Raw genomic sequence first — 24,263 nt, 5'->3', positions numbered from 1 at the left:
ATGGAAATGATTAACTTAAAAATCAATAATATGCCTGTCGCTGTTGCCCCCGGGACTACAATCCTTGAAGCAGCACGCCAGGTGGGAATCGATATCCCGACCCTCTGTTATTTGAAAGACATTAACGAGATCGGCGCCTGCCGCATCTGCACCGTTGAGGTCAAGGGCGCCAAAGCCCAGGTCGCGGCTTGCGTCTATCCCGTTAACGAAGGCATGGAAGTGTTCACAAACACCAAAAAGGTTTTGGATGCCCGCCGTACCAACCTGGAGCTTTTGCTCTCCACCCATAACAAATCCTGCCTGTCCTGCCTTAAAAGCGGCGACTGCGAATTGCAGAAGCTCTGTGTGGACAACGGCATCTATAACGAAAATGCCTTCGAGGGCGAAAAAAATGAGTATGAGATTGACGATTCCGCCGCTCATATGATCCGCGACAATAGCAAATGTGTCCTCTGCCGCCGCTGTGCAGCAGTCTGCCGCCAGTGGCAGGATGTGGGCGTCATCGGTGCCAACGAGCGCGGCTTCAAAACAAATATCAGTTGTGCATTTGAAGCGAAACTGGGCGAAACCTCTTGCGTTTCCTGCGGCCAGTGCATCGTAGCCTGCCCCACCGGCGCTTTGATGGAAAAAGACTACACCGCAAAGGTTTGGGAAGCATTAAATGATCCCGAAAAGACCGTTATCGTCCAGACCGCTCCTTCCATCCGTGTCACTCTGGGCGAGGCGTTCGGTATGCCTATCGGCTCTAACGTGGAAGGCAAAATGGTCGCCGCTCTCCGCAGAATGGGCTTTGACGGTGTATTCGATACCGACTTCTCCGCTGACTTGACCATTATGGAAGAGGCTAACGAGTTTGTAGAACGCGTCCAGAACGGCGGCGTTCTGCCCATGATTACCTCCTGCTCTCCCGGATGGGTCAAGTACTGCGAACACTACTTCCCCGATCTGCTGCCCCACCTGTCCAGCTGCAAATCGCCCCAGCAGATGTTTGGCGCCATCGCCAAAACCTGGTACGCTGAGAAAAACGGCATTGATCCCAAAAATCTCGTCGTCGTCAGCGTCATGCCCTGTACCGCCAAAAAATTCGAGATGGGCCGTGACGATCAGGCCGCTGCCGGCGTTCCCGACATCGATATCGCGCTGACCACCAGAGAGCTTGCCCGCCTCATCGAAACTGCAGGCTTAAACTTCAAAAACCTGCCCGACGAGGAGTTTGACAATCCTTTGGGAACCGGTTCAGGCGCTGGCCTCATCTTTGGCGCTACTGGCGGCGTAATGGAGGCTGCCCTCCGCACCGCCAACGACTGGCTCAATGGCAAGGATATGCAGCCGGTGGAATTTAACGACGTCCGCGGTACCGACGGCATCAAGGAAGCTACTTACAACATTGCTGGCATGGATGTGAAGGTTGCGGTCTGCTCCGGCCTTGCTAATGCTAAGAAGGTCCTCCAGATGATTAAGGACGGCACAGCCGACTACCAGTTCATCGAGATCATGGCCTGTCCCGGCGGCTGCGTCAATGGCGGCGGACAGCCCTTCCAGCCCGCTTCGGTTCGCAACTTTGTAGATCTGAAAGCGCTCCGTGCCAAAGCCCTCTATGATACCGATTCTGGAATGGGGCTCCGCAAATCCCACGAAAATCCCTGGATCAAGACCCTGTATTCCGAGTATCTGGAAAAACCCGGCAGCCACAAGGCACACAAGATTTTGCACACCTCTTATGTGGCGAGACCCAAATATTAATTCGTCAAAAATCCCCGGTTTGCACCGGGGATTTTTTCTAAACTGTTACCTGGGAGTGATGGAAATGAAACCGCTTATCATCGGGTTTGCCGGCGGTTCTGCCAGCGGCAAATCCACTATTTGTTTAAAACTCAAGACTCTTTTAGAGCCTTATTTATCCGTCACATTAATCAATGGCGACTGCTATTACAAGGAAAAATTGCCCAATACCACGGCCCCCTTTACCGGAAAACTCTATGTCGAATACAACCACCCAGATGTTATGGATTTCGAAGCGATGGACAGCGCAATTATAGAGGAAGTGAAAAAAAATCCCGACGTAATCCTTATTGAGCAGGCTATGCTTTTCTGCTGCGAAAAAATCCGAAACCGGTTAGACGGAAAAGTTTATGTGGATTGTCAGGCAGACGAGCGCCTGGCCCGACGACTGAAGCGAAATATGGAATACGGTCAGGATTTTGAAGAAATCCTATCCTACTGCCTAGATTCCGTCCGCTACCGGTACGACGAATTTGTAGCTCCCACCCGCTGGTATGCGGATATCATTCTAAATGGTTCCTCCATGCCGCAAAACGGCACTGAAATGATCGCTGCATGGATTCAAAGGAAAGCGACAGAGCAAAAAAGAGAGAAAACTTCTTTGTAAAGCCCCTGAATATATGCTGTTTTTGGGAATAATATAGAAAAATAGTGAATGGGCTGTTTGTTGGAAAAAATTTTTAGAAACCAAAATGGCCCTATTCCCAGAAAGGAATGATAAATTCTATGCAGCAGAATAATCCTGACGTTCAAATGCTCAACGACATTTATAAAAATTCTCAGATGGGTCGTAAGACTCTGGAGGAAATCACAGAAATTACAGAAGACCCCGACTTTCTGCAGGTTTTACAAAAACATCGGGACTGGTATACCCAGATGAATGACGAAGCTTCCCTCCTTCTCCGTTCCCATGGTGAAGAACCAAAAGGGCCCGGCATGTGGGACGATGTGTCCGCTTCATTGATGATTAAAGTAAACACCCTTACTGACCGCTCTCCTTCTCATCTGGCTCAGATGCTTGTTCAGGGAAGTTCGATGGGAATTGTCGATATCCAAAAGGAAATGAACCAGCAAGGGGCAGATACTGACCCGGATATCCTGAAATTAGCTAAAAAACTGGTGGAGGGAGAAGAAAAAAATGTAGAAATTCTTAAAAAATTTTTGTAAAAAAAGAGTATTTCTATTTTTATCGACAAATATCGATTGATTTTTATGGTACTATTATTAACAGAGTATTTCGTATAACTGCAATTCGAAATATTGTCTCGCTATAGTGAACAAAATTAAGACATCTCTCGATTCCTTTGGCAATGATGCGAGTGAATCGTTTTAATCCTGACCTTAAACTTCGATTCCCAAAATATTTCATTCAAGATGGTGACACCGTGTATGGCCGTAGATATCGCGCAAATCGATAATTTGCTCCATAACCAAAGAAACTTCGCCAAACTGATTTCCTCCCGTGTTTTTATGCAGAGCGTCCGTTTGGCTGTAGGGGATTTTATGGATCTTAAAACGCTTTTAACCCTTCACTTTGTAGAGAAGTGCTCCATCAAGCAACTGGCGGATTACTATCAGGTCAAACCGGCATTGATAGAGGATTGGCTTGGAAAAATTTATCGTATTACCGCTGCGTTGATCCGAAAGGGAATTCTTCGGTTTGAATAAATAGAAAGGCAGAAACGGCTTTGTTTCTGCCTTTTTGCCTATCTATAGGAAAAATCCCCGCAAAATTATACTGCGGGGATTTAAAATTAACAGGAAAATCTATTCTTCTACAATTTCATCGCTGACAATCAAAACTTTCTCGACAGTCGTTTTTTCGACTTCTTTGCGCCGGGTTCGCAAGTCCTTGATAAATCCAGCTATTATCAGCCCAATTATTATCATAATGGGCAACGCAGCGCAAATAGAAAGCGTTTGCAACAGACTCAAGGTGCTTTCGTTGAACAGCAACGCTGTGGGAAGAACAATAAAAACAATGCACCAGAAAATTCGAAGCTGTTTGCTCGGTTCTTCGTCACTTTTGATGTTTTTGACTGAGTAGGAGGAAATGACCAGCGTCAAAGCATCAAATGTGGACGCGTAGAAGGCGATCATGGCGAGAACCAGAACAATCATACCGATTTTAGGCCACGGCAAGGTTCCAAAAATTTGGAGAATGGCCTCGGCTGGTTTTCCACCTGCCGCCAGGATTCCGGCCGGATCGATGATGCCGTGGGTTTGTTGGTAGAGACCGTAATTTCCGAACACAATAAAGGAGAGGAAAGTAGCAGAAACACCGCTGATATATGCTCCGATAATGGTCTGACGGATGGTGCGGCCCTCAGAAATTTTGCCGATGAAGAATGGAGTCGCGACTGACCAGGAAATCCAGTAAGCCCAGTAGAAAATCGTCCAATCCTGGGGAAAGCCAGTGTTTCCGTCACCGGAGAGGCGTAGAGGATCCATCCAGGTAGACATGGAAATAAAGTTGTTGGCTACCCCACCCAGTCCGGTAATGCCGCTTTCAATGATATATCGAGTGGGCCCAAAAAAGAAGAAAATTGCTAGCAGCAGGAAGAATAAAATGATGCAGACAGTGGCCAGTTTAGAGATGCCTTTGATTCCAAACAGTACTGCCAATGTAAAAACCAGTGCGATAAAGGCGAGAATGCAGATATCTACAATGGGAGAAGCTTCCATGCCGGTCAGGGTGCAGAAAGCCCCGGACAGCAGGGGGGTCGCCACTGAGAATGTGGTAGCTGTAGCTGCAAGAAGCCCCACGATGGCAAAAATATCAATAACTTTTCCCAAAGGGCCGTCAACCTTTTTGCCGAAAATAGGTCGGCATGCTTCGCTCATTCGCTGCTTATGGGATTTTTTGACGTACATCATATACCCGTAGGCGGCGGCGGGAAGAATATAAAATCCCCAAGCGATGGGACCCCAATGGAACAGCGGAAACATAGAGGCATAATCCTGACGCTGTGCTGCGGTCAGGGCCTCAATGCCGAATGGGTGAGAGTTATAATAGAAGCCCCACTCAATCAGAGAGTAAAACAATATATCCGCCGCCATAGTGGAAGTAAAAATCATGGCGCCCCAGCTGAAGTTGGAGTGACGGGGTTTTTCCAGATTTCCCAGTTTGATATTGCCGTATTTGGAAAACGCAATGTATAAGGAAATGAGCAGCACGCCCAGTCCAAAAATCATATATAAAAAGCCCAGATCGTTGACGAGGAAGCCTTTCAAGCTGCCTAGAATCTGTGTGGCGCTGTCGGGAAAGAGCATCAGCATTCCCGCCAGAACTAAAATAGCAATCAGCGGAAAAATAGTAATCCCCCAGTCGATTTGCTGTTTTTCACCTGTTGTCTTTTTCACTGTCATTCTCCTTTGCTGTGGCCGTAGGATTCCTCCCAAGCTGCCATATTTACAACTGCCCGGTCAAACCGGTCCTGCCCATAACTGCCGTAATCGTCGCCTTTGGATTCTTTGAGGACGGTCCACACACTCCACAAAAAGTCCTGTGCAATCTGAAAAATCAGAATCTTCTCCTGATAGGGAGCTAAGTCTACTTCTTCGCCCATAAAATAATAGTTGAAAAACAGTTCCTGATCCTCAGGTGCAAACTCGTTTTCCAAAAAAAGGGAGGCCACATCAAACATGGGATCGTTGATGCCGGAATATTCCCAGTCAATCAGATAGAGCCGCCCATTATTTCCATTTTTGACCAAGTTATTGGCCAGCAGGTCGTTGTGGCATGGCTTCTGATCCCAGCCCAACTCCCGCAACCGCTGCTGAAGAGCGAAAAATTGAGGCCGCAGTTCCGTATAACCGTCGTACATCCTGTCTGCACAGGGGCCGTCGAACAGGCTTTCATATTTAAGCGTTTCGTCAAATGGGTTGAAATCATTTTCCATAACGAAATCTGAAGTGTGAAGCTGTTTTAACATATTTGCCACCAATTTGACGTTCTCTTCCAGCTTGACGGTTCGACCGTTAAGGGTTTCAGCGTTTTCGATGTATTCGCTCAATTTCACACCGGTTTCTGCGTTGCAGTAAACAAGCTTGCAATTCATCCCTCTGTCAGAGGCGATTTGCGCATTGCGCTTTTCATTCGCCCTGCTGATCATGCTCTGAGTCATAATCCCGGGAAGCCGGAGAATGTACTCTTTATCTTTGAGCGCCACATAGTAATTCTTATTGGTGAGGCCTCCGGCAAAGGAAATTTCCACAATATCTTCCCTGGAAATGTGAAGAATATCAACAATAGTATCCGCGGCAAATTTCTCTTTCATTTCCGTTTCCTTCCGCAGAATACGGGGATAAACGATATTGATAAGATTCTGGTACTGCTCGTTGGTCTCCACTTTGCTCCAGACCAAATCGTCCACCATAACGCCGGTGAATCGGTATATTCTCCCGATGTTTTCCAGCACATATTCAAAGTTTAAGAAAGGGTTCTGATTGCCGTCAAAGTATTCCATCATTTTTTCGAACACTTCCATGGAAATTTTTGCAATACCAGTAAGCTCTCCCTGAACTTTGTTGATCTGATGAATGTCTTTGCTGATGCGGAAAATATTTCCCTCTCTGTCCAGTTCAACAAATGCTTCATCGCTGTGCCCACTGGGTGCCGCAATGACGGTGGAAAAAGGATTTTTTTCCTTGAGCAGTTCGTTAACGGCCCGCTGCTCAAACACGACGTCGCTTTTCAGCACGAGAAAATCCTCATGAAGGAGGCCCTTCACCAAACTGAGGCCATACATGGTGCCAGACCATTTATAGCGCGGATTATTGATGATGGTCACATTTTGCTTGCCGCTGAGATGTTCAGCGAGCTGATCTGCCTGATAGCCCGCCACCAGCACAAACTGCTCGATGCCGCAACTCTCCAAAGTTGCGAGATTCCGGTCGATGATCAGGGTATCATCCAGCTTCAGCATCGAAACCGGATGATCAAAATCGTCCCGGCGGCCCGCCGCAAGAATAATCGCCGTCCGAATGCGGCCGCTCCCCTCGGATTTAAGGGTAAGCTTTGTCGCCCTCTGGGTCAAAAGGGTGTTCTCCAGCAGTTCCTGCCCTTTTGCAGTAATCAGAAAACGGGAACGTTTACCGTCTCTGGAAACAGTCAGGTACCCCTGCTGCTCCGCTTCCTTTAATAGGGCGTTGACCTTCCCCACAGAAAGCCCTACCGCATTGGCCAAATCCCGCTGGTTCGTGACAGGCTGTTTGTTGATTGCCTTTAGAAGCTGAAACAAATCTTCCAAAACCAGGACTCCTTTGTTCAAATTTTGAATGTTCAATATATGAACATTGTACTCACCTTTTGTTCATTTGTCAAGGCTTTTTTAAAAAAAGTGTAAAAAATTTGCGGTTTTTTTGGAGAAAAGTATTTTCACATTGAAAGTTTTCTCTCATCGTGATACAATAATTCTGAAATGTATAATTTCTCTAAAATATCATTTATAAAAGGAAGGTTGCACCATGATTTTTAAAAATGGTTCGGTATTTACCGACAAAGGCGTTTTCGAATCGGTCGACGTTCAGGTACAAAACGGTCTCATCGCTAAAGTAGGAGCGAATCTCAGCTCAGACGGCGAAGAGGTCATAGATTTAAAAGGAAAGAAATTACTCCCCGGCTTTATTGACATCCACAGCCACGGCTGCGGCGGAGCAGATTTCTGTGACGGCAGCGAAGAATCGTTCCAGAAGATGGCGAACACCTACATCAGGGCTGGTGTCACCACTGTCATGACTACCTCGATGACATTGCCTCCGGAAACTTTGAGTCAGCTTTTCAAGGTCTACAAAAATTTTGCCGACAATCAGTCCACGCAAGGCTCCCGTCTCTACGGAATTAACATGGAGGGTCCGTTCCTCAGCAAGGAGAAAAAGGGTGCTCACGTGGAAGAGTACATTATTCCGGCGGATATCGAGCTCTTTAAAAAGCTCAATGAAGAGAGCGGCAACCGGGTACGTTTGGTTGACGTTGCTCCTGAAGTTCCCGGAAATATGGATTTCATCGCCGAGGCAAAGGACATTTGCACTGTTTGCGTAGCCCACACCAATGGCAACTACCAAACCACCATGGACGCCTATGAAAAAGGCGCTACCAGCACCACTCACCTATACAACGCTATGACCGGCCTCAGCCACCGGGAGCCGGGCGTCGTGGGCGCTGCTTACGACTCGGACGCTTTCGTCGAGCTGATCTGCGACGGCATCCACATCCACCCCGCCGTCATCCGCACCACATTCAAGGTGTTTGGCGAGGACCGGATCTGTATGATCTCCGACTCGATGTGTGCCGCCGGTATGCCGGAAGGTGTCTACGAACTGGGCGGGCAGGCCGTTTATGTAAAAGACGGCAAGGCTGCTTTGGAAAATGGCACCATCGCTGGTTCGGTTGTTAACAGCCTCATCGGTGTCAAACGCCTGATGGAATTCGGCATTCGGGAAGAGGCAGCTCTCAAGGCGGCCACTATCAACCCCGCCAAGGCAGTAAAAATCGACAGCTTGACCGGAAGTATCACCGAAGGCAAGTGGGCCGACCTGCTCATCGTCGATCCGACCTATCATGTTGAAGCGGTCTATCGCGACGGCGTAAAACAGAAAATTTAAATACGAAGATAAAAGTGCCCTGCAAACCTAGGTTTGCAGGGCACTTTGCTATCCCACAAGCTTATGTAGGGCTGTGAAAATCGGGACGGTTTGTGAGCCCAAAGCTGATGGAAATAGCGGAGTTTACATTACTCATAGCCTCCGGCGGCAACTCTCCCATTTTCTCTTTCAGACGCTTTTTATCTATGGTGCGGACCTGTTCCAAAAGGACGACGGAGTTTTTGGCCAAGCCGCAGCTTTCTGCGTTGAGCTCAATATGGGTCGGGAGCTTCGCCTTGTCTTTCTGGCTGGTGATGGCGGCCGCGATGACGGTCGGGCTGTATTTATTTCCCACGTCGTTTTGCACGATCAGCACCGGACGCACACCCCCCTGCTCGGAACCGACGACGGGACTTAAATCGGCGTAATAAATTTCTCCCCTTTTGATTGACACCTTGATACACTCCTTTGGTCTTCGTTTTCTGTTCCTATTATGCACGGGAAAAATCGGGTTCATTCAATCCATAGGAAAATTTTCGGAAAGCGAGCTGCACCAAAAAGCAGTCGGTTTTTCCTCTACATCATATCCCTTTGAAACTCGGAGTGTACCAAAAAGGAATTATTGCAGAAATCGCTCTATAATCAGGCGTTTTGGGTCAATAATTCTGGTTCTTGCACCGCCTGTCCGTCGGAGATTTCGATGATCCGCTGAGCACAAGCGGCAACTTTTTGATCATGAGTGATGAGCACAATGGTTTTTCCCTCCTGATGGAGCTCTTTGAGTAGGCTCATCACTTCCGCACCGGTCTTCTGATCCAGGTTTCCGGTAGGCTCGTCGGCCAAAATGATCGGCGGCTTTCCAACAATGGCGCGAGCGATAGCGACTCTCTGCTGCTGACCGCCGGACATCTGGTTAGGACAGTGATGGAGCCTCGACGCCAATCCCATCCTTGTCAGCGCATCAATTGCTGCCGCCTTCCGCTCATGTCGGGGTACACCTCGATATAACAGGGGCAATTCTACGTTTTCCAATGCCGACAAACCCGGAATCAAATGAAATCCCTGAAAAATAAAGCCGATTTTTTCATTTCGGATAGTGCTTAACTCATCGTCGCTGAAATGGGAGACATCCTGTCCATCCAAGAAATAACTCCCTGTCGTGGGTACGTCGAGGCAGCCTAAAATGTTCATCATGGTGGATTTTCCCGATCCGGAACTTCCCACCACCGCCACAAACTCCCCTTTTCCTACCGTGATGTTGATTCCCCGCAAGGCTTTTACCTCATCTTCCGCCGACGGATATATTTTAAATACATCTTGTATCTCGATTAAATTTTCCATTTTCAGCACCATTCCTTTTTTAATTTGTTGCTTTCATCCCTTAAAAATAGACGAACAGCAGCAAATTTACACAGAAAACTCCTGTTTTTCACATTACCCGCTCTTCTCACATTAGTTTGCCCTTTCTTTTTTGAAATTTTTGTGAATTCGCAAGTCTTTTCCTTTGTAAACCCATCGGCCTCTGATATAATAATTGTATAAAATGGTATGATATGGCCAAAAAATAGAAGGAACGTGAAACGGATTATGACTCTCAACATCGTGCTGGTGGAACCGCAGATTCCCCAGAACACTGGCAATATCGCCCGCACCTGCTCGGTGACAGGCGCGCGGCTCCACATCGTCAAGCCAATGGGATTCTCTATCGACGACAAAAAACTCAAACGGGCGGGGCTTGACTACTGGGGCGAGTTGGACATCACCTATTACGAAAGCTTAAGTGATTTTTACACGAAAAACAGTGGCGCCTGCTATTACTTTACCACCAAAGCGCGGCATAATTACTGCGACGTTGCCTATCCTGACAACTGCTATTTGTTTTTTGGACGGGAAGACGCTGGGCTTCCCGAAGAACTCTTAAAACAGAATCCGGACAGCTGTGTGCGGATTCCCATGCGGAAAAATATCCGCAGCCTTAATTTGTCCAACAGCGTTGCTATTGGCGTATACGAAGCCCTTCGCCAGTGGGACTTCCCAGAATTAGAGGAAAAGGGAAATCTGGCCCGTCTCAGCTGGGACGACACAACCGAATCTTAATGGAGGAAAAATAGAATGAATAAAATCAAAATTGCCACCGATTCCGCCTGTGACATCCCCGCGGAACTGGAAATTCAGTACGGCATCCGTATTTTCCCCTTTGCCATCACCGTAGACGACCAGAGCTTTACCGAACGGATGGACTTTACGCCTTATGAGTTTTACGATGTGCTGAAAAACTGCAAAAAAATCCCCTTCACTTCCCAGTACACACATATGCAGTTCCTGGAAGGGTTCGAGGAGATTTATAAGGAAGGCTACAGCGACCTGATTTACGTCTCCATCAACTCCAAGGGTTCCAACACCTATAACAACTCCCTCATGGCACGGGAACAATTTTATGAGGCCCATCCCGAAGCGAAAAACACCTTCCGCATCCACTGCCTCGACTCTCGATCCTACTGCCTGGGCTACGGATATCCCGTCCTGAACGCCGCAAAAAAGGCACAGCGGGGCGCACCTGTATCGGAAATTCTCGATTATCTTCAGAACTGGCTCAAGTGCAGTCGGATTTACTTTGCCTCCTATTCCCTGGAGTTCGCCAAAAAAAGCGGGCGCATCAGCTGTGCCGCAGCCTTTGTGGGAGAATTGATGGGGTTAAAGCCCATCATCACCTTTGAGGACGGAGAATCGAAAATTCTCGACAAAGTCCGGGGCGAAAAAAGTATCGTCCCCGCCATCGTCAAGCTCGCTACTCAAAATATGATCCCCCAGACTCATTACGCCATCATCACCGGTTCCGTCAAGGAACACGGAGAGGAGCTGCAGGCTGAGATGGAAAAGGCAGTGGGATATGCTCCGTCTCTCGTCGCGCCTGCGGGAGCTGCTATCAGCATCAACGCCGGACCGGATGTAGTTGCGGTGGTTTTAAAAGATAAGAGCAAAATTTAAGTGCCAAAATTATAAATTTTCTGTTATCCCCTTGCAAAAAGGCAAAAAATGTTATAAAATAACGATGGATTGTTTTGTATTTAACAAACTAAAAATATTTTAAATTGGAAGGATGACGACAATGACCTCTTACAACAAGAAGACCGTTGAGGACATCGATGTCCGCGGCAAAAAAGTCCTCGTTCGCTGCGATTTCAACGTACCCCTCAATGAAAATGGAGAGATCACCGACGACAAACGTATCCGCGAATCCCTCAAAACTTTGAAATATCTTCTGGACAACGGTGCTGCCGTAATCGCCTGCTCTCATCTGGGACGTCCGAAAGATGGCTTTGACATGAAATATTCTTTGGCTCCTGTTGCAAAACGTCTGTCTGAACTGCTGAACATGGACGTTATCATGGCCAAAGACGTTATCGGCGAGGACGCCAAAGCGAAAGCCGCCGCACTCAAAGGTGGAGAACTGATGCTTCTCGAAAACGTCCGCTTCCACAAAGAAGAGAAGAAAAACGACCCTGCATTCGCCAAAGAGCTCTCCTCTATGGCCGAAGTTTATGTCAACGACGCATTCGGTACCGCTCACAGAGCCCATGCTTCCACCGCCGGTGTGGCTGACTACCTCCCCGCTGTCTGCGGCTACCTGATCCAGAAAGAAATCTCCATCATGGGCGGCGCTTTGAGCAATCCGAAACGCCCCTTCGTCGCCATCCTGGGCGGCGCTAAAGTTTCTGATAAAATCGGCGTTATCAATAACCTTCTCGAAAAAGTAGACGTTTTGATCGTCGGCGGCGGCATGGCCTACACCTTCAACAAGGCAAACGGTTACTCCATCGGCGACTCTCTGTGTGAGGAAGACAAAATTGAGCTGGCTAAAGAGATGATGAAAAAGGCTGAGGAAAAGGGCGTTAAATTCCTGCTTCCCGTGGACAACAAAGCTGGCGACAAATACGCTCCCGACTGCCACGCCATCGAAGTGGACTCCGACAATATCCCCGACGGCTACATGGGGCTTGATATCGGTCCCAAAACCCAGGAAATTTTTGCTGATGCCATCAAAGGCGCAGGCACCGTCGTCTGGAACGGCCCCATGGGCGTTTCCGAGTGGGAAAACTTTGCCTCCGGCACCATTGCGGTTGCCAAAGCGGTTGCTGACAGTGGCGCTATCTCCATTATCGGCGGAGGCGACTCTGCTGCTGCTGTTGAGAAGCTGGGCTTCGCCGACAAAATGACTCACATCTCCACTGGCGGCGGCGCTTCTCTCGAGTTTCTGGAAGGCTTAGAGCTCCCCGGTATCGCCTGCCTGCAGGACAAATAATTTTAGTAAAAACACTTTCCGTCGTCGTGGCAAAACGGCGGCGGAAGTTTTACGTTCACAGAAAAATTTTTGGAGGAACTGAAAATGAATAAATCTTTGCGTAAAGCCGTCATTGCCGGCAACTGGAAAATGAATAAAACCCGCCCTGAGGCCAAAGCTCTCATCGAAGAACTGAAACCCTTGGTGGCAAACGCTTCTTGCGACGTGGTGGCCTGCGTTCCCTTTACCAATCTGGAAACTGTTTTGGACGCCGCAAAAGGCTCCAACATCAAAGTAGGCGCTCAGAATTGCCACTTTGAAAAATCCGGCGCTTTCACCGGTGAAATTTCCGCCGACATGCTCAAAGAAATGGGCGTGGAGTACGTGGTCATCGGCCACTCCGAAAGAAGACAGTACTTCGGTGAGACCGATATCACCGTCAATAAGCGTACAAAGGCCGCTCTGGCTGCCGGGCTGAAGGTCATCCTCTGCGTCGGCGAGATGCTGGAGGATCGGGAAAACGGCATCACAGAAGAACTGGTTGCCCTTCAGACCAAAATCGCTCTCAAAGATGTTTCCAAAGAAGACCTGAAAAACGTTATCATCGCTTACGAGCCTGTTTGGGCCATCGGCACCGGCAAAACCGCTACTTCTGAGCAGGCAAATGAAGTTTGCGCTGTTATCCGCAGCGTCATTGCCAAGGTGTACGACAAAACGGCGGCTGACGGTATGACCATCCAGTACGGCGGCTCCATGAACGCCGGGAACGCGGCGGAACTGTTGGCTCAGCCCGACGTAGACGGCGGTCTCATCGGCGGCGCTTCACTGAAAGCTCCCGACTTTGCCGTCATTGTAGACGCTGCTACAAAAGGTTAAAAACTTTGGGGTGGGAAGTCTTCCCGCCCCTTTTGTGAATGGAGGATTGCTGTGAAGAAGATGAATTCCTGCCCCAAATGCGGCTCCTCCGATGTGATCCGCGTTCCCGGCCGTGCAGGCGCATATGGAACCGGAAACAACATCCCCTATGGCCCGACAATCTTCAGCTACATCCCTGTCACCCGCTTTGTCTGCGGAAGCTGCGGATATACCGAAGAGTGGATCGAGAGTCGGGACGATGTTGAAAAACTCCGCAGAAAATATTGATTTTTCACCAGAAAGGAAACTATTTATGAGCAAAAAACCGGTAGCACTTTTAATTATGGACGGTTTTGGCGAAAATCCGTCCGATTACGGCAACGCCATCGCCGCCGCCAATACCCCGAACCTGGATAAACTCATGGCGGAATGCCCCACTACCATGATCGGCGCCAGCGGCCTTGACGTGGGACTGCCCGATGGCCAGATGGGCAACTCCGAGGTGGGTCACACCAACATCGGCGCGGGACGGGTTGTGTATCAGGAGCTCGTTCGCATTACCAAATCCTTCGAAGACGGCGACGCACTGAAAAACGAAGCGTTCCTAAGGGCCGTCGAAAACTGCAAGCAAAACGATTCTGCCCTCCATTTGATGGGACTTTTGTCCAACGGCGGCGTTCACAGCCATCAGGAGCACCTATACGGCCTGCTTCAAATGGCAAAAAAGATGGGACTTACGAAAGTTTACGTCCACGCTTTCCTGGACGGCCGTGACGTTCCCCCGTCTTCCGGCGCTGACTTCATGAAAGAACTGGTAGCCAAAATGGGAGAGATTGGCGTGGGTAAAGTGGCGTCCGTCATGGGACGATTCTACGCCATGGACCGTGACAACGCCTGGGATCGGGTAGGTAAAGCCTATGCTGCCATGGTATATGGAGAGGGGAACAGCGCCTCCTGCCCTGTCAAAGCCATCGAGGGCTCCTATCAAGAGGGCGTCACCGATGAGTTTGTCGTCCCTGTGGTCATTGAAGGCACTGAACGCATCAAAGCAAACGACAGCGTGATTTTCTTCAACTTCCGCCCCGACCGTGCCCGCCAGATTACCAGAAGCTTTGTCGACCCGGATTTTAAAGGGTTCGAGCGGAAAAACGGCTGCTTCCCTCTAACCTTTGTCTGCATGACCCAGTACGACGCCACTATGCCTAACGTGCTGGTCGCTTACAGCCCGAAAGAACTCACCATGACGTTCGGTGAATATATCAGTCAAAAGGGCCTGACCCAGCTGAGAATCGCCGAAACGCAGAAATACGCCCACGTCACCTTCTTCTTCAACGGCGGCGAGGAAAAAACCTTCCCCGGCGAAGATCGGATTTTAGTTCCCTCCCCCAATGTAGAGACTTTTGACCAGAAACCGGAAATGAGCGCCTACGAAGTCACCGACAAGGTGGTTGAAGCCATCAACGACGACAAATACGACGTTATCATCCTCAACTGGGCCAATTGCGACATGGTGGGCCACACCGGCATCATGGAGGCCGCCAAGGCCGCTGTCGAGGCGGTGGACACCTGTGTCGGCAGAACGGTTGACGCCATTCTCAAAAAGGGCGGAGCGGCCCTCATCACCGCCGACCACGGCAACGCGGAAAAAATGTGCGAGCCGGACGGTTCCCCCTTTACCGCCCATACGACAAACCCCGTGCCGCTGATTCTCGCCGGATGCGACTGCAAGCTGCGGGAGGGCGGACGTCTCGCCGACTTGGCTCCTACCATGCTCCAGATCCTCGGTCTTCCGAAACCGGAAGAGATGGATGGAGAGAGCCTAATTCAGAAGTAAAACAGTTTTCATCAAATAAAAAATCCGCTGGTATACGCCGGCGGATTTTTTATTTGATTCAGGAAACTGTAACTGCCCCCAGCACAGCGGTGCAGTCGAGGATAACCGTCGGGACGTTGGCTCCCGGCGCCGCGCCCAAAGCTTTGCCAGACACATCTCCTAAGATAGGGAGATTCCGATAGACGATTTTCACATTTTGAGGGACGATAACATCCACGCTGCCCAAAATGGCGTTGCAGAAGATGGTGATGTCTTCTTCGACGATGCAGTCGGATAGATCCACGCTGGCACTCCCCAGCACGGCGGTGCAGGTGGCACCTATAAGGCTCACCGGCTGACTTTTCACGTTGCGGCTGGAAAGAATCGCTGTATAAGAAGGATTGGCGTCAAAGCTACCCTCTATTATCCGGGCTTCCACCCGATGGGAATGCGGTCGGGAGCCGCGGCTTCCCACAACCGCCCGGAGGACAAAGTAAAGCCCCAGCACCACCAAAACGATGGCGATGACTAGCGTCCAGCTGATGACCGGGATCCAGCCCTGGGCCCGTGCCAAAAGCATGATGCCCAGCAGCAGGACAATGATGTTCCCGATGTCAATCCGGTTTTCCACCATACTGGCGAGAGCTGGCACGATCAAAAACACCGTCCACCAACCGGGAAAGAAGAAGGAACCCCCATCCCCCAACAGCCTGCCAACTAAAAAGACTCCGCCGAAAACTAAAAGGACAATTCCCCAAAGCAGCATATTGATATTCTTTTTCATACAGTGTACTCCCTTTCGTTCTGTAGATCCGCCAGCCATTCCAAATCAGAATACAGGCAGTAACCAAACCCACATATTTTCCCCAGAATAACGATTCTACTTAATGAAACGATTTAAAAAAGCAAAATCCGCCAATCCGGGAAACCGGACGGCGGATTTTTAACCAATCATCATTATTCAGCAGGATTGGGAGCGCCAACAGGGCAAACGCCTGCGCATGCGCCGCACTCGATGCACTGTTCCGCATCGATCACGTATTTGTCATCACCCGCAGAAATGCAGGAAACGGGGCACTCTGCCTCGCAAGCACCACACGAGATGCATTCGTCGTTAATCTGGTATGCCATGGGGATTACACCTCCTTCGTTTAACTGTACTTATTCTAACACATTTTTGTTAAAATGCAAGCAATATTGAAAAAATTTACGTTTATAGGCTATTCTTTTTCCAGATTACTCAGTTCTTTGAGTTCTGCTTTATCCACCCGAATGGAAGAGTCTTTGATGATCTTCACCTCATTGCGTTTACAGACTTTTGGGGCCGCATCGGGTCGACTGTGGAGGGATACTTTCAGCACACCGGTCAGCAGGTTTACGTCCACCACGGTACCGGCGCCCTCGTCAGTCTGGACCAGCGCGCCGTTTTTTGGGGTGATCTTTAAAAGGGACTCGTAAGCGTCCTGCTCATATTTGAGACAGCACATGAGCCTCCCGCAGGTACCGGAAATTTTGGTGGGGTTGAGGGATAGGCTTTGCTCCTTGGCCATCTTGATGGAAACCGGCTGAAAATCGCCCAAAAAGGTGTTGCAACAGAAGGGCCGTCCGCAAACGCCTAACCCCCCCAGCATTTTAGACTCATCCCGGACGCCGATCTGCCGCAGTTCAATGCGGGTACGGAAAACACCGGCTAAATCCTTGACAAGCTCCCGGAAATCGATCCGTCCGTCAGCGGTGAAGTAGAAGAGGATTTTATTCCCGTCAAAGGTGTACTCCACATCCACCAAATTCATTTCCAGCTTATGCTTTGTAATCTTCTCCTGGCATATTTTAAAGGCCTCCCGCTCTTTTTGGCGGTTTGCCTCCAGCTGGGCCAAATCCTTTTCAGTTGCGATGCGGATAACAGGCTTTAGGGGGGCAATAATTTTGTCGTCCTCTACCTGCCGGTTTGAGATGACAACATCGCCGCATTCCACCCCGCGGGCAGTCTCGACGATTACCTTGTCAGCCGAAGTGATTTTCTCTCCCTTAGGGGAAAAATAATAGGTCTTTCCGGCGTTTTTAAAACGAACGCCAATAATTTCGGTCATAGGTATATTTGCCTTTCCGGCTCTCAAAAAGAACCTTATGTTTATCGTTCCATAATGGTCTTCAGCCTGGCGCAGAACAAATTCTGCATCAGGGTACCATTACCATTATACAATATTTTCGAGCGAATTTCATCTGTAAGTTCATGGATATGTACTGCCTGCATTGGCCGGATTTTCTGACTGAGTGCCGCTGCTTGCCGCAGATTCGTGCTTCCCGTCCCCGCTATAGCCACCTGTGCCATCATTGCGTCTAAATCGGTAAGCAGCTGCAAAAATCCGTCTTTGTCGCCGTCAAAGGGGCTTAGAGCCTCCAAAATGTCATACTCCCGCTCAGTGGTAAGACTTCTCGCTACCGTAAGTGCCCGGTCAAACCCCTGCCGGCAGGTTTCTTCCTCCATATAGGCAATAGACCTGCCCAAATTTCCGTTTCCGTAGGAAAGGGCATCCTCCAGTATAGCGGCCTCCCCGTCGGGGTAGTGGCTGAAAAGCCATTTTTCCGCCTGATAGAGGGAAACCTCCTGCATCTCAAGGCAGAGGCAGCGGGATGCAATGGTCTCCGGCAAAGCGGAAATGTTGTTTGCGGTCAAAATAAAAACTACGTAGCCGGGCGGCTCCTCCAGTACTTTCAACAGTGCGTTGGCTGCCGATAAGTTCATGGACTCGCTTTCCTCGATGATGACAACCCGGTACCCCGACTCGTTGGGACGGATGTAGACCTGCTCCCGCAGGGAGCGCACCTGATCCACTAGGATATTTGCTTTGCCCTCCGGCTTCTGCACCATCACCAAGTCGGGGTGAACGCCTTTTTCAACCTTAAGGCAGGCAGAACAGGTTTTGCAGGGGCGGTTCTCTCCCCGGCACAAAATAGCTTGAGCAAAAATGCGTGCCAACATCCGCTTTCCGGTGCCTTTGGTGCCGTGGAGAAGATAGGCATGATTTAAAGGGCCGCCGCTTGCAGCGTTTTGCAGTGTCCGTACGGTGTTTCCATTTCCAATAATCTGATCAAACATCATTAGATTTTTTCAAAGCGTTCAACATCAGTGACGATAATTGTCGCGCCGCCGACGGTAACTTCCACTGGAAAAGGAGTATATCCGCCCATTCCACCGTAACCTGAAGAGGAGGAAACCATCTGTTTGCGCTTTTTGGAGTGTTCAGCAATAATGCTGATGGCGCGATCCACGTTTTCCGGCTCGGTACAAATGAGGAAAGTAGTATTGCCCGCCTTCAAAAAGCCGCCGGTAGACGCCAGCTTGGTGGCAAAGAAGCCGTTTTGGGTCAATGCCGCAGAAACAGCAGAGCTGTCATCACTGCTGACGATTGCATAAATAAGTTTCATATAGATGCCTCCTTTTGTATTTTCAAAGCGCGGGACTCTTTTGGGGTACCCGCATCCCTGTTTGTATAGAACCTTCTATTCTGAACCTATTTTACCACTTTCACCGATAAAATTCCACTATTTTTGAGAAGATTTTTTTCCGCCTCTCCAATGCGCTCCCCCGCCGTGACGATGGGGATGGCGGGAGGGCAGGTCACTTTGTTTTCCGCGGCGATCCGGCCAATGGAGTCCTCTACCGAAATTCTTTCGGACGGGGCGAACACCGCTTTTCGGATTTCAAGGGCTCTCTTAGGTGCGAAAGCGCAGTCGGGGTACGGGATGGGCGGCAGCGGTGGGAGGGATCGGAAGGCGGAAACGATACGGCTGAAATCGGCTTTTTTGTTAAAAGGCGAAGGCATCAGCACAATTTTCCCGCCACCCACGTATTCGGGTTCAATTGCGTATTTCCGCAGCCTGGCGGCAACCGCAATATCTTCATAACCGAATCCTTGGCAGTCAACGGTGATTTTCGTCACATCGGTCCTTCGCTCTAGCAAACACACACCGAGTCGTCTAAGCTGAGTTTCTGTCTCTTGCACTTGCTGCGCCAAAGCCACAAAATCGTCCTTCGCCTGCTCTAGCAAATACTGGTTGCAGAGGTCTAATGAAGCGAGAATCAAATAGGACGGGCTGGTGGAGCCGAAAAGCGCCATTTTTGCCTTCAAATCCTCCTTGGAAATATCCAAATTGGAATGGAAATACCCTCCTCCAGTCAACACCGGCAGGGTTTTATGGGGACTGTCGCAGCAGAGGTCCGCTCCCAGGGTCATAGGATGAGTGTCCGTTTGCCCAAAACGGAGATGAGCGCCGTGGGCGTTGTCTACAAGCAGAATCGCTCCGTGCCGGTGGACGGCCTCCGAAATTTTCTCGATATCAGCTGTTACGCCGTAATAATCGGGACTTGTGAGATACACGGCTTTGATGTCTGGATTTTCGTCTAGGGCAGCTGATATCTCCTTAGCGGTGGCCGGCAGACACAATCCGGTCTCCCCGTCGTAAGGAGGAAAAACCCATACCGGTTCCACACCGGTCAGAGCACAGGCGTTGACAAAGGCAATGTGGCTGTTGCGGACGGCGAGAATTTTTTTGGTAAATTCGGATGCCACAGCGACCATTGCCATAATCGATAGGGTAGATCCGCCCGCTGAAAAGCAGGTTTCCTTTACACCGTAAAGTTTTGCCGCAACCGCTTCCGACTGCCCGATGATCCCTTCGGCCTCGTATAGCGCGTCGGCACCCTGCACTTCGGTGATGTCGTAGGGAAGCATCGAACAGTATGGTTCCGGGTAAAAATCTACCCGTCCCTTGTGTCCGGGCATATGAAGCCTGCTGCCGGATTTTCTGGCATACTCCTTCAAAAAATGATAGATGGGAGAAACTTCTTTAGTAAAATGCATATTCAGCTCCTATAACATTATGTATAATAAATGAAAATAAGCGGGTATTTCTACCCGCTGTAAAATCATTTGAACATTTTGAATTTCATGAGAATTATCAGTGCAACTATCGCCGTAACGACGGAAATCAGCGTCGGGAACCACCAAACCGGAATCTGTAGCCCGGACACGTTCATACCGTAATAACTGAACACCATGGTAGGAATGGTCATCAAAATAGTGACCGACGTGAGCACTTTCATAACAGCGTTAAGATTGTTGTTGATAATAGATGCGACAGCATCCATGGTGCCCGACAAAATGTTGGAGTAGATGCCGGACATCTCGATGGCCTGATTGAATTCGATGAGAGTGTCCTGCAAAAGGTCCTCGTCCTCTTCGTATAAAGTGAGAGTCCGTCCCCGGGACAGCTTTTTGAGAGTGGTTTCGTTAGCTCTGAGGGAAGTAGAGAAGTAAACCAGAGATTTTTCCAATCCCAAAAGCTGGATAAGAGCCTCGTTCTTCGTCGAATTGGTGAACTGGTTCTCCATCCGGGAGGACAGCCGCTCAATCTGTTTCAAATATAGGAGGAACCTCTGAGCGATCCGCAGCAGAATAATCAGCAGAAAGCGAGTACGAAATCTCGTCTCCACGTTGCGAACGGTACCGTCCACGATTTCGTCAATGACAGCGGTCTCCGACGAACTAATGGTAACAAAATATTTTGGGGTGATGATGATGCCGAGGGGGATGGTGATGTAGGTTATCGTAGTCTCCTCGTCTTCAACCCGATAGGGCACGTCAACGACGACAAAAGTCTGGTCGTCTTCTTTTTCCATACGTGAAGCCTCTTCTTCGTCAAGAGAGGCACTGACGAAGCCGCTGTCCAGCCCCAAACAGCTCACCAAATATTCGATTTCTTCTTGGGTCGGCTGAGTCACGCGGACCCAGCAGCCCTCTTCCTCTTTGGGCAGCTGAACCAGTTTATTCTCCATGGTCTTATAAAAATTCAGCATACCGCACCTCCCAAGTTTTTCTAACGCCAGGCGCTTATTCTTTCGGCTCCCCATGGCCGTCAAAATCCTCTGAGTGTTTGACCAGCTCGATGGGGAATTCGCCCTGTACGCCCTCGGTGCTGTCGGATTTGAACAGAACCTTCGCCGTCTGCAGCATCAGCTTTAAGTCCACCCAAATACTGTACTGCTCGATATACATTAAGTCCAAAATCAACTTATCCTTTGGCGTAGTATTATATTTTCCGAGGATCTGTGCGAGACCAGTGAGCCCCGCTTTTACTTTCAGCCGGTATTTGAATTCCGGCAGAATTTCCACGTATTTTTCGGTAATTTCCACCTGCTCCGGGCGGGGGCCGACGATGCTCATTTCTCCCTTGAGAATATTCAGAAACTGAGGCAGTTCGTCAATACGAAGCTTACGGAGCACCTTGCCGACTTTGGTAATGCGGTCATCGCCTTCTGAGGCGAGCCGCTTTTTATTTTTGTCCGCGTCTACGATCATGGTGCGGAATTTTAGAACATTGAAGGCTTTCCCGTCTTTGGTGACACGAGGCTGCTTGAAGAACACTGGACCGCCGTCCTCCAGTTTAATAGCCAGTGCTTCCAAAAGCATGACAGGGCTGGCAATAATAAGTCCGATACCGGACACCAGGATATCGCAGGCGCGTTTGACAACGCTCTGTTCAAAAGTGAGGCCGGTGACGCGGGATTCCAGCACCGTCACGTCATCCACTAGGGTATGGATGGAGTGTTTGGTGATGATGTCAGACAATTCTGGGGTAATAAAAGTCACTTTGTCGTGCTGATAGCAGTATTCCAACAGCCTTCTCTTATCCACATCGGCAATGGAATACAGAAATACCATCTGGTTATCTAAAATCATCTGTTCCAGCGTCTCATCCTGTACGTTAATAAGGGAGGTAATCTCGTATTGCTTTTTGTACTTGTTGATTTTTGCGACAAAGTTTACGAGGCCTTCTTTATTGCCGTAAACCACCAGCACCTTTGCCGGCGGATTGATTTCAAAGTACCAATAATTGCCCAGCGAGGCAAAAATATTGATCATGACGGTCTGCAAAATCACAATTCCGACGAGCGCAAACAAATCATGCCAAAAGTTTTGATTGGGAAAGTTGATGCGCATGATACTCAGTTCAAAGTACGAAATTACATCCGTGATAAAAGTGGCTAGGAACACAGAATAAACGATTTCCTTGGTTTTTTTGATGCCAATGGCAAACCCGCCGTATATCTTGATGAGGCAAAGCCCCGCAATGACGAAGGTGGACATGGAAATACCGGCTGTCCTGGAAAACCGGAACAGTTCTGGCTCCACAAGGCCGAACAAACCGAAAAAGATTACAAACAGGACGACGAACAGCAGCGCCTTAAAACCCAGTAGGAAAGTGCGCTCCAGCTTTTTGACAAAATGCTTTACCATGAAAATGGTCCTCCTTGTTTTCAGAAATTCCTAAAAGAATAATCTTTAAAGAACGTCCGATGAAAACTAAAATTAGCCGTTCGCTTATTATACCATAATTCGGCAGGATATGCAATCTTTTTACAGCCCTTAAATAGCCGTCAGACATGGTAAAAGCGCCAAAACGGCGCTTTTTTGTTTTCCCGTTTTCCTAAGCGGGTGATGCGGTTCAGAATACCATATTCCGATTCATTTTCAAAGCCCTGTTTGGACAAATGAGTCCTCAGTCGAGCCTTCTTTTGATGATTCCAGCGGCTCGGAGGCAATCTGCCGTGCAAAAGCGTCGCAGTTGATGTCCGCGTTCAAATGCTCCTGCCAATACTGGTATGCCGCCTTGCTCTTTTTTTCAATATTCTCCTTGCTTATGCGGCAGAGGCCTTCCAGCACCGTTTTCAGCTGCTCCGCTGTGATGTCTGGCGGCATCAACATACCGTTTTGGTTGTTGACCACATCTCTGACGCCGTCCACCTCGGTGGCCACGACAAAAATATGGTTGGCCATGGCTTCCATCATGGCGGTGGGGACACTTTCAGAAATGCTGACGCTGATAAAAGCGTCCACATAGGTGTCCCGGTAAAGCTCGTAGATTTCATCATGGCTCAGCTTTCCGAAAAATTTATACCGGATGCCGGTTTTGCTGCCCAGCTTTTCCTTGGCGTACTGGATTAGCTCATTCTTTTTAGCGCCGCTCCCGATGTGATCCCATTCGATACAGCCATGCTCCACCTGGCTCAAAGCGTCTACCAGAAGGGGGAGCCGTTTGTCATCTTCGATCTGGCTGCAACTCACAATGCGGATATAATATTCCTCCAGCGGTTCCACAAACCCTCGCTCCTGTCCCCGCACGCCCATGGGCGCCAGCTGAAACAGGTTAGGATCACAGTCCGGGGTGGTAAATTTCTGCAAATACCGCTCCCGACAGCGCTCGCTGGTAAAGTAAATGCCGTCGATAGCGTGATTAACGATGTAGTTGAGAGTATCCCGGCGGCGGTGGGTCTGGGGGTTATACATATTGGCGTTGTGGCAGCGGGCCACCACCTTGATGCCGTTTTCGCAGTATTCCTTCAGGCAGCAGAGGCCGTAGACGTAGTTATTGAGGTTCGCACTGTAAATAGTAAGCGGCTTTTCCTGCTCAAAAAACTCCAACGTGCGCACATAGTCGTACATTATCTTGCTTTCCACCAGCGCGGAGAGGGTGTGCTTGCGATATTTTTTGTTCCAGACGCCCCGCTCCTTTGCCTGCGCTTTTTCCTCGGCGTATCCGTGGCTTAAAAGGCACTGTATCTTATAAAACAGCCGCTTAAGGCCGCCGGTTTTTTCTGCCGGGCGGGAAAAAGTCACCTCTTTTGGAAGCGCCCGAGTCATCAGCCGATCAGTGTCGGTGGTAATGACGTGGACGTTGTAATACCGGGTCAGGTACTCGATTTCGGTTTCCAGATAGCTTTCCTGCGCGCCGCAGGGATAGTGCTCCGTCACCAGCAGCAGGTTCTGATCCTTCGACATGGTCTCCCCCTCCAAAAAATTTATATATCTCATTTGCCTGGGATCTCAGCCCCAAAAGCAATTCAATCAAACGGTTTGTCTATATGATAGCACAATTTTGTCG

The 24,263-nt window shown here is 49.3% G+C and carries 24 protein-coding genes; 11 read left to right on the top strand and 13 right to left on the bottom strand.

Features of this window, described 5'->3' with window-relative positions:
• The 4 genes from H8710_RS11570 to H8710_RS11555 all read left to right on the top strand — a co-directional run bounded on the left by H8710_RS11570 (window position 1) and on the right by H8710_RS11555 (window position 3,450).
• Complete coding sequence (locus H8710_RS11570; RefSeq protein WP_249295909.1) at window positions 1-1,743, top strand: NADH-dependent [FeFe] hydrogenase, group A6; 1,743 nt, start codon at window positions 1-3, stop codon at window positions 1,741-1,743.
• Window positions 1,744-1,807: 64 nt separating this feature from the next.
• Window positions 1,808-2,389 carry a nucleoside/nucleotide kinase family protein gene (locus H8710_RS11565; RefSeq protein ID WP_249295907.1) on the top strand — a complete coding sequence of 194 codons (582 nt, stop codon included), beginning with the start codon at window positions 1,808-1,810 and terminating at the stop codon, window positions 2,387-2,389.
• 107 nt (window positions 2,390-2,496) lie between these two features.
• Complete coding sequence (locus H8710_RS11560; RefSeq protein ID WP_249295905.1) at window positions 2,497-2,949, top strand: hypothetical protein; 453 nt, start codon at window positions 2,497-2,499, stop codon at window positions 2,947-2,949.
• A 222-nt stretch (window positions 2,950-3,171) separates the two neighbouring features.
• Window positions 3,172-3,450, top strand: a complete 279-nt coding sequence (locus tag H8710_RS11555; RefSeq protein ID WP_249295903.1) for a hypothetical protein — start codon at window positions 3,172-3,174, stop codon at window positions 3,448-3,450.
• A gap of 99 nt (window positions 3,451-3,549) precedes the next feature.
• Here the strand turns inward: H8710_RS11555 and H8710_RS11550 are convergent, their stop codons facing one another.
• Together H8710_RS11550 and H8710_RS11545 are read right to left on the bottom strand one after the other, a co-directional pair.
• The gene (locus H8710_RS11550) at window positions 3,550-5,145 is read right to left on the bottom strand and encodes a BCCT family transporter (protein WP_430413314.1); all 1,596 of its coding nucleotides are present in this window, start codon (window positions 5,143-5,145) and stop codon (window positions 3,550-3,552) included.
• A gap of 2 nt (window positions 5,146-5,147) precedes the next feature.
• The gene (locus H8710_RS11545) at window positions 5,148-7,034 is read right to left on the bottom strand and encodes a phosphotransferase (RefSeq protein WP_249295900.1); all 1,887 of its coding nucleotides are present in this window, start codon (window positions 7,032-7,034) and stop codon (window positions 5,148-5,150) included.
• A gap of 217 nt (window positions 7,035-7,251) precedes the next feature.
• Between H8710_RS11545 and nagA the strand changes: the two genes are divergently transcribed.
• Window positions 7,252-8,388 (top strand): N-acetylglucosamine-6-phosphate deacetylase, encoded by a 1,137-nt coding sequence (nagA, locus tag H8710_RS11540; protein ID WP_249295898.1) that lies wholly within the window; start codon window positions 7,252-7,254, stop codon window positions 8,386-8,388.
• Between the two features lie 61 nt (window positions 8,389-8,449).
• On the opposite strand, the gene H8710_RS11535 is transcribed toward nagA, so the two are convergent.
• Window positions 8,450-8,821 carry a type II toxin-antitoxin system PemK/MazF family toxin gene (locus H8710_RS11535; protein WP_249295896.1) on the bottom strand — a complete coding sequence of 124 codons (372 nt, stop codon included), beginning with the start codon at window positions 8,819-8,821 and terminating at the stop codon, window positions 8,450-8,452.
• Window positions 8,822-9,009: 188 nt separating this feature from the next.
• Window positions 9,010-9,708: an ABC transporter ATP-binding protein gene (locus tag H8710_RS11530; protein ID WP_249295894.1), complete on the bottom strand. Its 699-nt coding sequence runs from the start codon at window positions 9,706-9,708 to the stop codon at window positions 9,010-9,012.
• Window positions 9,709-9,954: 246 nt separating this feature from the next.
• On the opposite strand from H8710_RS11530, the gene H8710_RS11525 reads away from it, so the two are divergent.
• From H8710_RS11525 to gpmI, 6 genes are all read left to right on the top strand, one after another.
• Entirely contained in the window at window positions 9,955-10,464 is a 510-nt protein-coding gene (locus H8710_RS11525; RefSeq protein ID WP_249296127.1) for a tRNA (cytidine(34)-2'-O)-methyltransferase, read from the top strand.
• Window positions 10,465-10,479: 15 nt separating this feature from the next.
• Window positions 10,480-11,355, top strand: coding sequence for a DegV family protein (locus tag H8710_RS11520; protein ID WP_249295892.1), 876 nt, complete (start codon window positions 10,480-10,482; stop codon window positions 11,353-11,355).
• Between the two features lie 121 nt (window positions 11,356-11,476).
• A complete protein-coding gene (locus H8710_RS11515; RefSeq protein ID WP_249295890.1) occupies window positions 11,477-12,670 on the top strand; it encodes a phosphoglycerate kinase in 1,194 nt (397 codons plus the stop codon).
• Window positions 12,671-12,754: 84 nt separating this feature from the next.
• Entirely contained in the window at window positions 12,755-13,525 is a 771-nt protein-coding gene (gene tpiA, locus H8710_RS11510) for a triose-phosphate isomerase (RefSeq protein ID WP_249295888.1), read from the top strand.
• Between the two features lie 60 nt (window positions 13,526-13,585).
• Entirely contained in the window at window positions 13,586-13,792 is a 207-nt protein-coding gene (locus tag H8710_RS11505; RefSeq protein ID WP_249296126.1) for a hypothetical protein, read from the top strand.
• Between the two features lie 25 nt (window positions 13,793-13,817).
• Window positions 13,818-15,338, top strand: coding sequence for a 2,3-bisphosphoglycerate-independent phosphoglycerate mutase (gpmI, locus tag H8710_RS11500; RefSeq protein WP_249295886.1), 1,521 nt, complete (start codon window positions 13,818-13,820; stop codon window positions 15,336-15,338).
• 58 nt (window positions 15,339-15,396) lie between these two features.
• Here gpmI and H8710_RS11495 read toward each other — a convergent pair whose 3' ends face one another.
• The 9 genes from H8710_RS11495 to H8710_RS11455 all read right to left on the bottom strand — a co-directional run bounded on the left by H8710_RS11495 (window position 15,397) and on the right by H8710_RS11455 (window position 24,160).
• Window positions 15,397-16,101 carry a LiaF transmembrane domain-containing protein gene (locus tag H8710_RS11495; RefSeq protein WP_249295884.1) on the bottom strand — a complete coding sequence of 235 codons (705 nt, stop codon included), beginning with the start codon at window positions 16,099-16,101 and terminating at the stop codon, window positions 15,397-15,399.
• A 173-nt stretch (window positions 16,102-16,274) separates the two neighbouring features.
• Window positions 16,275-16,448, bottom strand: a complete 174-nt coding sequence (locus H8710_RS11490; RefSeq protein WP_249295882.1) for a DUF362 domain-containing protein — start codon at window positions 16,446-16,448, stop codon at window positions 16,275-16,277.
• Window positions 16,449-16,537: 89 nt separating this feature from the next.
• The gene (locus tag H8710_RS11485; RefSeq protein ID WP_249295880.1) at window positions 16,538-17,407 is read right to left on the bottom strand and encodes a PSP1 domain-containing protein; all 870 of its coding nucleotides are present in this window, start codon (window positions 17,405-17,407) and stop codon (window positions 16,538-16,540) included.
• A 41-nt stretch (window positions 17,408-17,448) separates the two neighbouring features.
• Entirely contained in the window at window positions 17,449-18,420 is a 972-nt protein-coding gene (gene holB / locus H8710_RS11480) for a DNA polymerase III subunit delta' (protein WP_249295872.1), read from the bottom strand.
• Window positions 18,420-18,746 carry a cyclic-di-AMP receptor gene (locus H8710_RS11475; RefSeq protein WP_249295870.1) on the bottom strand — a complete coding sequence of 109 codons (327 nt, stop codon included), beginning with the start codon at window positions 18,744-18,746 and terminating at the stop codon, window positions 18,420-18,422. The genes holB and H8710_RS11475 overlap by 1 nt, the downstream gene beginning before the upstream one ends.
• A gap of 86 nt (window positions 18,747-18,832) precedes the next feature.
• Entirely contained in the window at window positions 18,833-20,182 is a 1,350-nt protein-coding gene (locus H8710_RS11470; protein WP_249295868.1) for an aminotransferase class I/II-fold pyridoxal phosphate-dependent enzyme, read from the bottom strand.
• 65 nt (window positions 20,183-20,247) lie between these two features.
• Window positions 20,248-21,177 (bottom strand): magnesium transporter CorA family protein, encoded by a 930-nt coding sequence (locus H8710_RS11465; RefSeq protein ID WP_249295866.1) that lies wholly within the window; start codon window positions 21,175-21,177, stop codon window positions 20,248-20,250.
• Window positions 21,178-21,211: 34 nt separating this feature from the next.
• A complete protein-coding gene (locus H8710_RS11460) occupies window positions 21,212-22,618 on the bottom strand; it encodes a sugar transferase (RefSeq protein ID WP_249295864.1) in 1,407 nt (468 codons plus the stop codon).
• Window positions 22,619-22,852: 234 nt separating this feature from the next.
• Window positions 22,853-24,160 carry a glycosyltransferase gene (locus H8710_RS11455; RefSeq protein WP_249295862.1) on the bottom strand — a complete coding sequence of 436 codons (1,308 nt, stop codon included), beginning with the start codon at window positions 24,158-24,160 and terminating at the stop codon, window positions 22,853-22,855.
• Window positions 24,161-24,263 lie beyond the last annotated feature (103 nt).

Origin of the sequence: Fumia xinanensis (assembly GCF_014384905.1) — a bacterium.
GTDB lineage: Bacteria > Bacillota > Clostridia > Oscillospirales > Ruminococcaceae > Fumia > Fumia xinanensis.
The sequence above is the reverse complement of the archived record's forward strand: the minus strand, read 5'-3'. Positions and strand labels throughout refer to the sequence as shown.

Bases quoted from the DNA above. Each gene is read 5' to 3' on its own strand.
- H8710_RS11505 (WP_249296126.1), top strand. From the start codon at position 13,586: ATGAATTCCTGCCCCAAATGCGGCTCCTCCGATGTGATCCGCGTTCCC.
- H8710_RS11530 (WP_249295894.1), bottom strand. From the start codon at position 9,708: ATGGAAAATTTAATCGAGATACAAGATGTATTTAAAATATATCCGTCG.
- H8710_RS11560 (WP_249295905.1), top strand. From the start codon at position 2,497: ATGATAAATTCTATGCAGCAGAATAATCCTGACGTTCAAATGCTCAAC.
- H8710_RS11525 (WP_249296127.1), top strand. From the start codon at position 9,955: ATGACTCTCAACATCGTGCTGGTGGAACCGCAGATTCCCCAGAACACT.
- H8710_RS11520 (WP_249295892.1), top strand. From the start codon at position 10,480: ATGAATAAAATCAAAATTGCCACCGATTCCGCCTGTGACATCCCCGCG.
- H8710_RS11555 (WP_249295903.1), top strand. From the start codon at position 3,172: ATGGCCGTAGATATCGCGCAAATCGATAATTTGCTCCATAACCAAAGA.
- H8710_RS11470 (WP_249295868.1), bottom strand. From the start codon at position 20,182: ATGCATTTTACTAAAGAAGTTTCTCCCATCTATCATTTTTTGAAGGAG.
- H8710_RS11490 (WP_249295882.1), bottom strand. From the start codon at position 16,448: ATGGCATACCAGATTAACGACGAATGCATCTCGTGTGGTGCTTGCGAG.
- H8710_RS11515 (WP_249295890.1), top strand. From the start codon at position 11,477: ATGACCTCTTACAACAAGAAGACCGTTGAGGACATCGATGTCCGCGGC.
- H8710_RS11465 (WP_249295866.1), bottom strand. From the start codon at position 21,177: ATGCTGAATTTTTATAAGACCATGGAGAATAAACTGGTTCAGCTGCCC.
- gpmI (WP_249295886.1), top strand. From the start codon at position 13,818: ATGAGCAAAAAACCGGTAGCACTTTTAATTATGGACGGTTTTGGCGAA.
- nagA (WP_249295898.1), top strand. From the start codon at position 7,252: ATGATTTTTAAAAATGGTTCGGTATTTACCGACAAAGGCGTTTTCGAA.
- H8710_RS11455 (WP_249295862.1), bottom strand. From the start codon at position 24,160: ATGTCGAAGGATCAGAACCTGCTGCTGGTGACGGAGCACTATCCCTGC.
- H8710_RS11475 (WP_249295870.1), bottom strand. From the start codon at position 18,746: ATGAAACTTATTTATGCAATCGTCAGCAGTGATGACAGCTCTGCTGTT.
- H8710_RS11565 (WP_249295907.1), top strand. From the start codon at position 1,808: ATGAAACCGCTTATCATCGGGTTTGCCGGCGGTTCTGCCAGCGGCAAA.
- H8710_RS11570 (WP_249295909.1), top strand. From the start codon at position 1: ATGGAAATGATTAACTTAAAAATCAATAATATGCCTGTCGCTGTTGCC.
- H8710_RS11485 (WP_249295880.1), bottom strand. From the start codon at position 17,407: ATGACCGAAATTATTGGCGTTCGTTTTAAAAACGCCGGAAAGACCTAT.
- tpiA (WP_249295888.1), top strand. From the start codon at position 12,755: ATGAATAAATCTTTGCGTAAAGCCGTCATTGCCGGCAACTGGAAAATG.
- H8710_RS11495 (WP_249295884.1), bottom strand. From the start codon at position 16,101: ATGAAAAAGAATATCAATATGCTGCTTTGGGGAATTGTCCTTTTAGTT.
- H8710_RS11460 (WP_249295864.1), bottom strand. From the start codon at position 22,618: ATGGTAAAGCATTTTGTCAAAAAGCTGGAGCGCACTTTCCTACTGGGT.
- holB (WP_249295872.1), bottom strand. From the start codon at position 18,420: ATGATGTTTGATCAGATTATTGGAAATGGAAACACCGTACGGACACTG.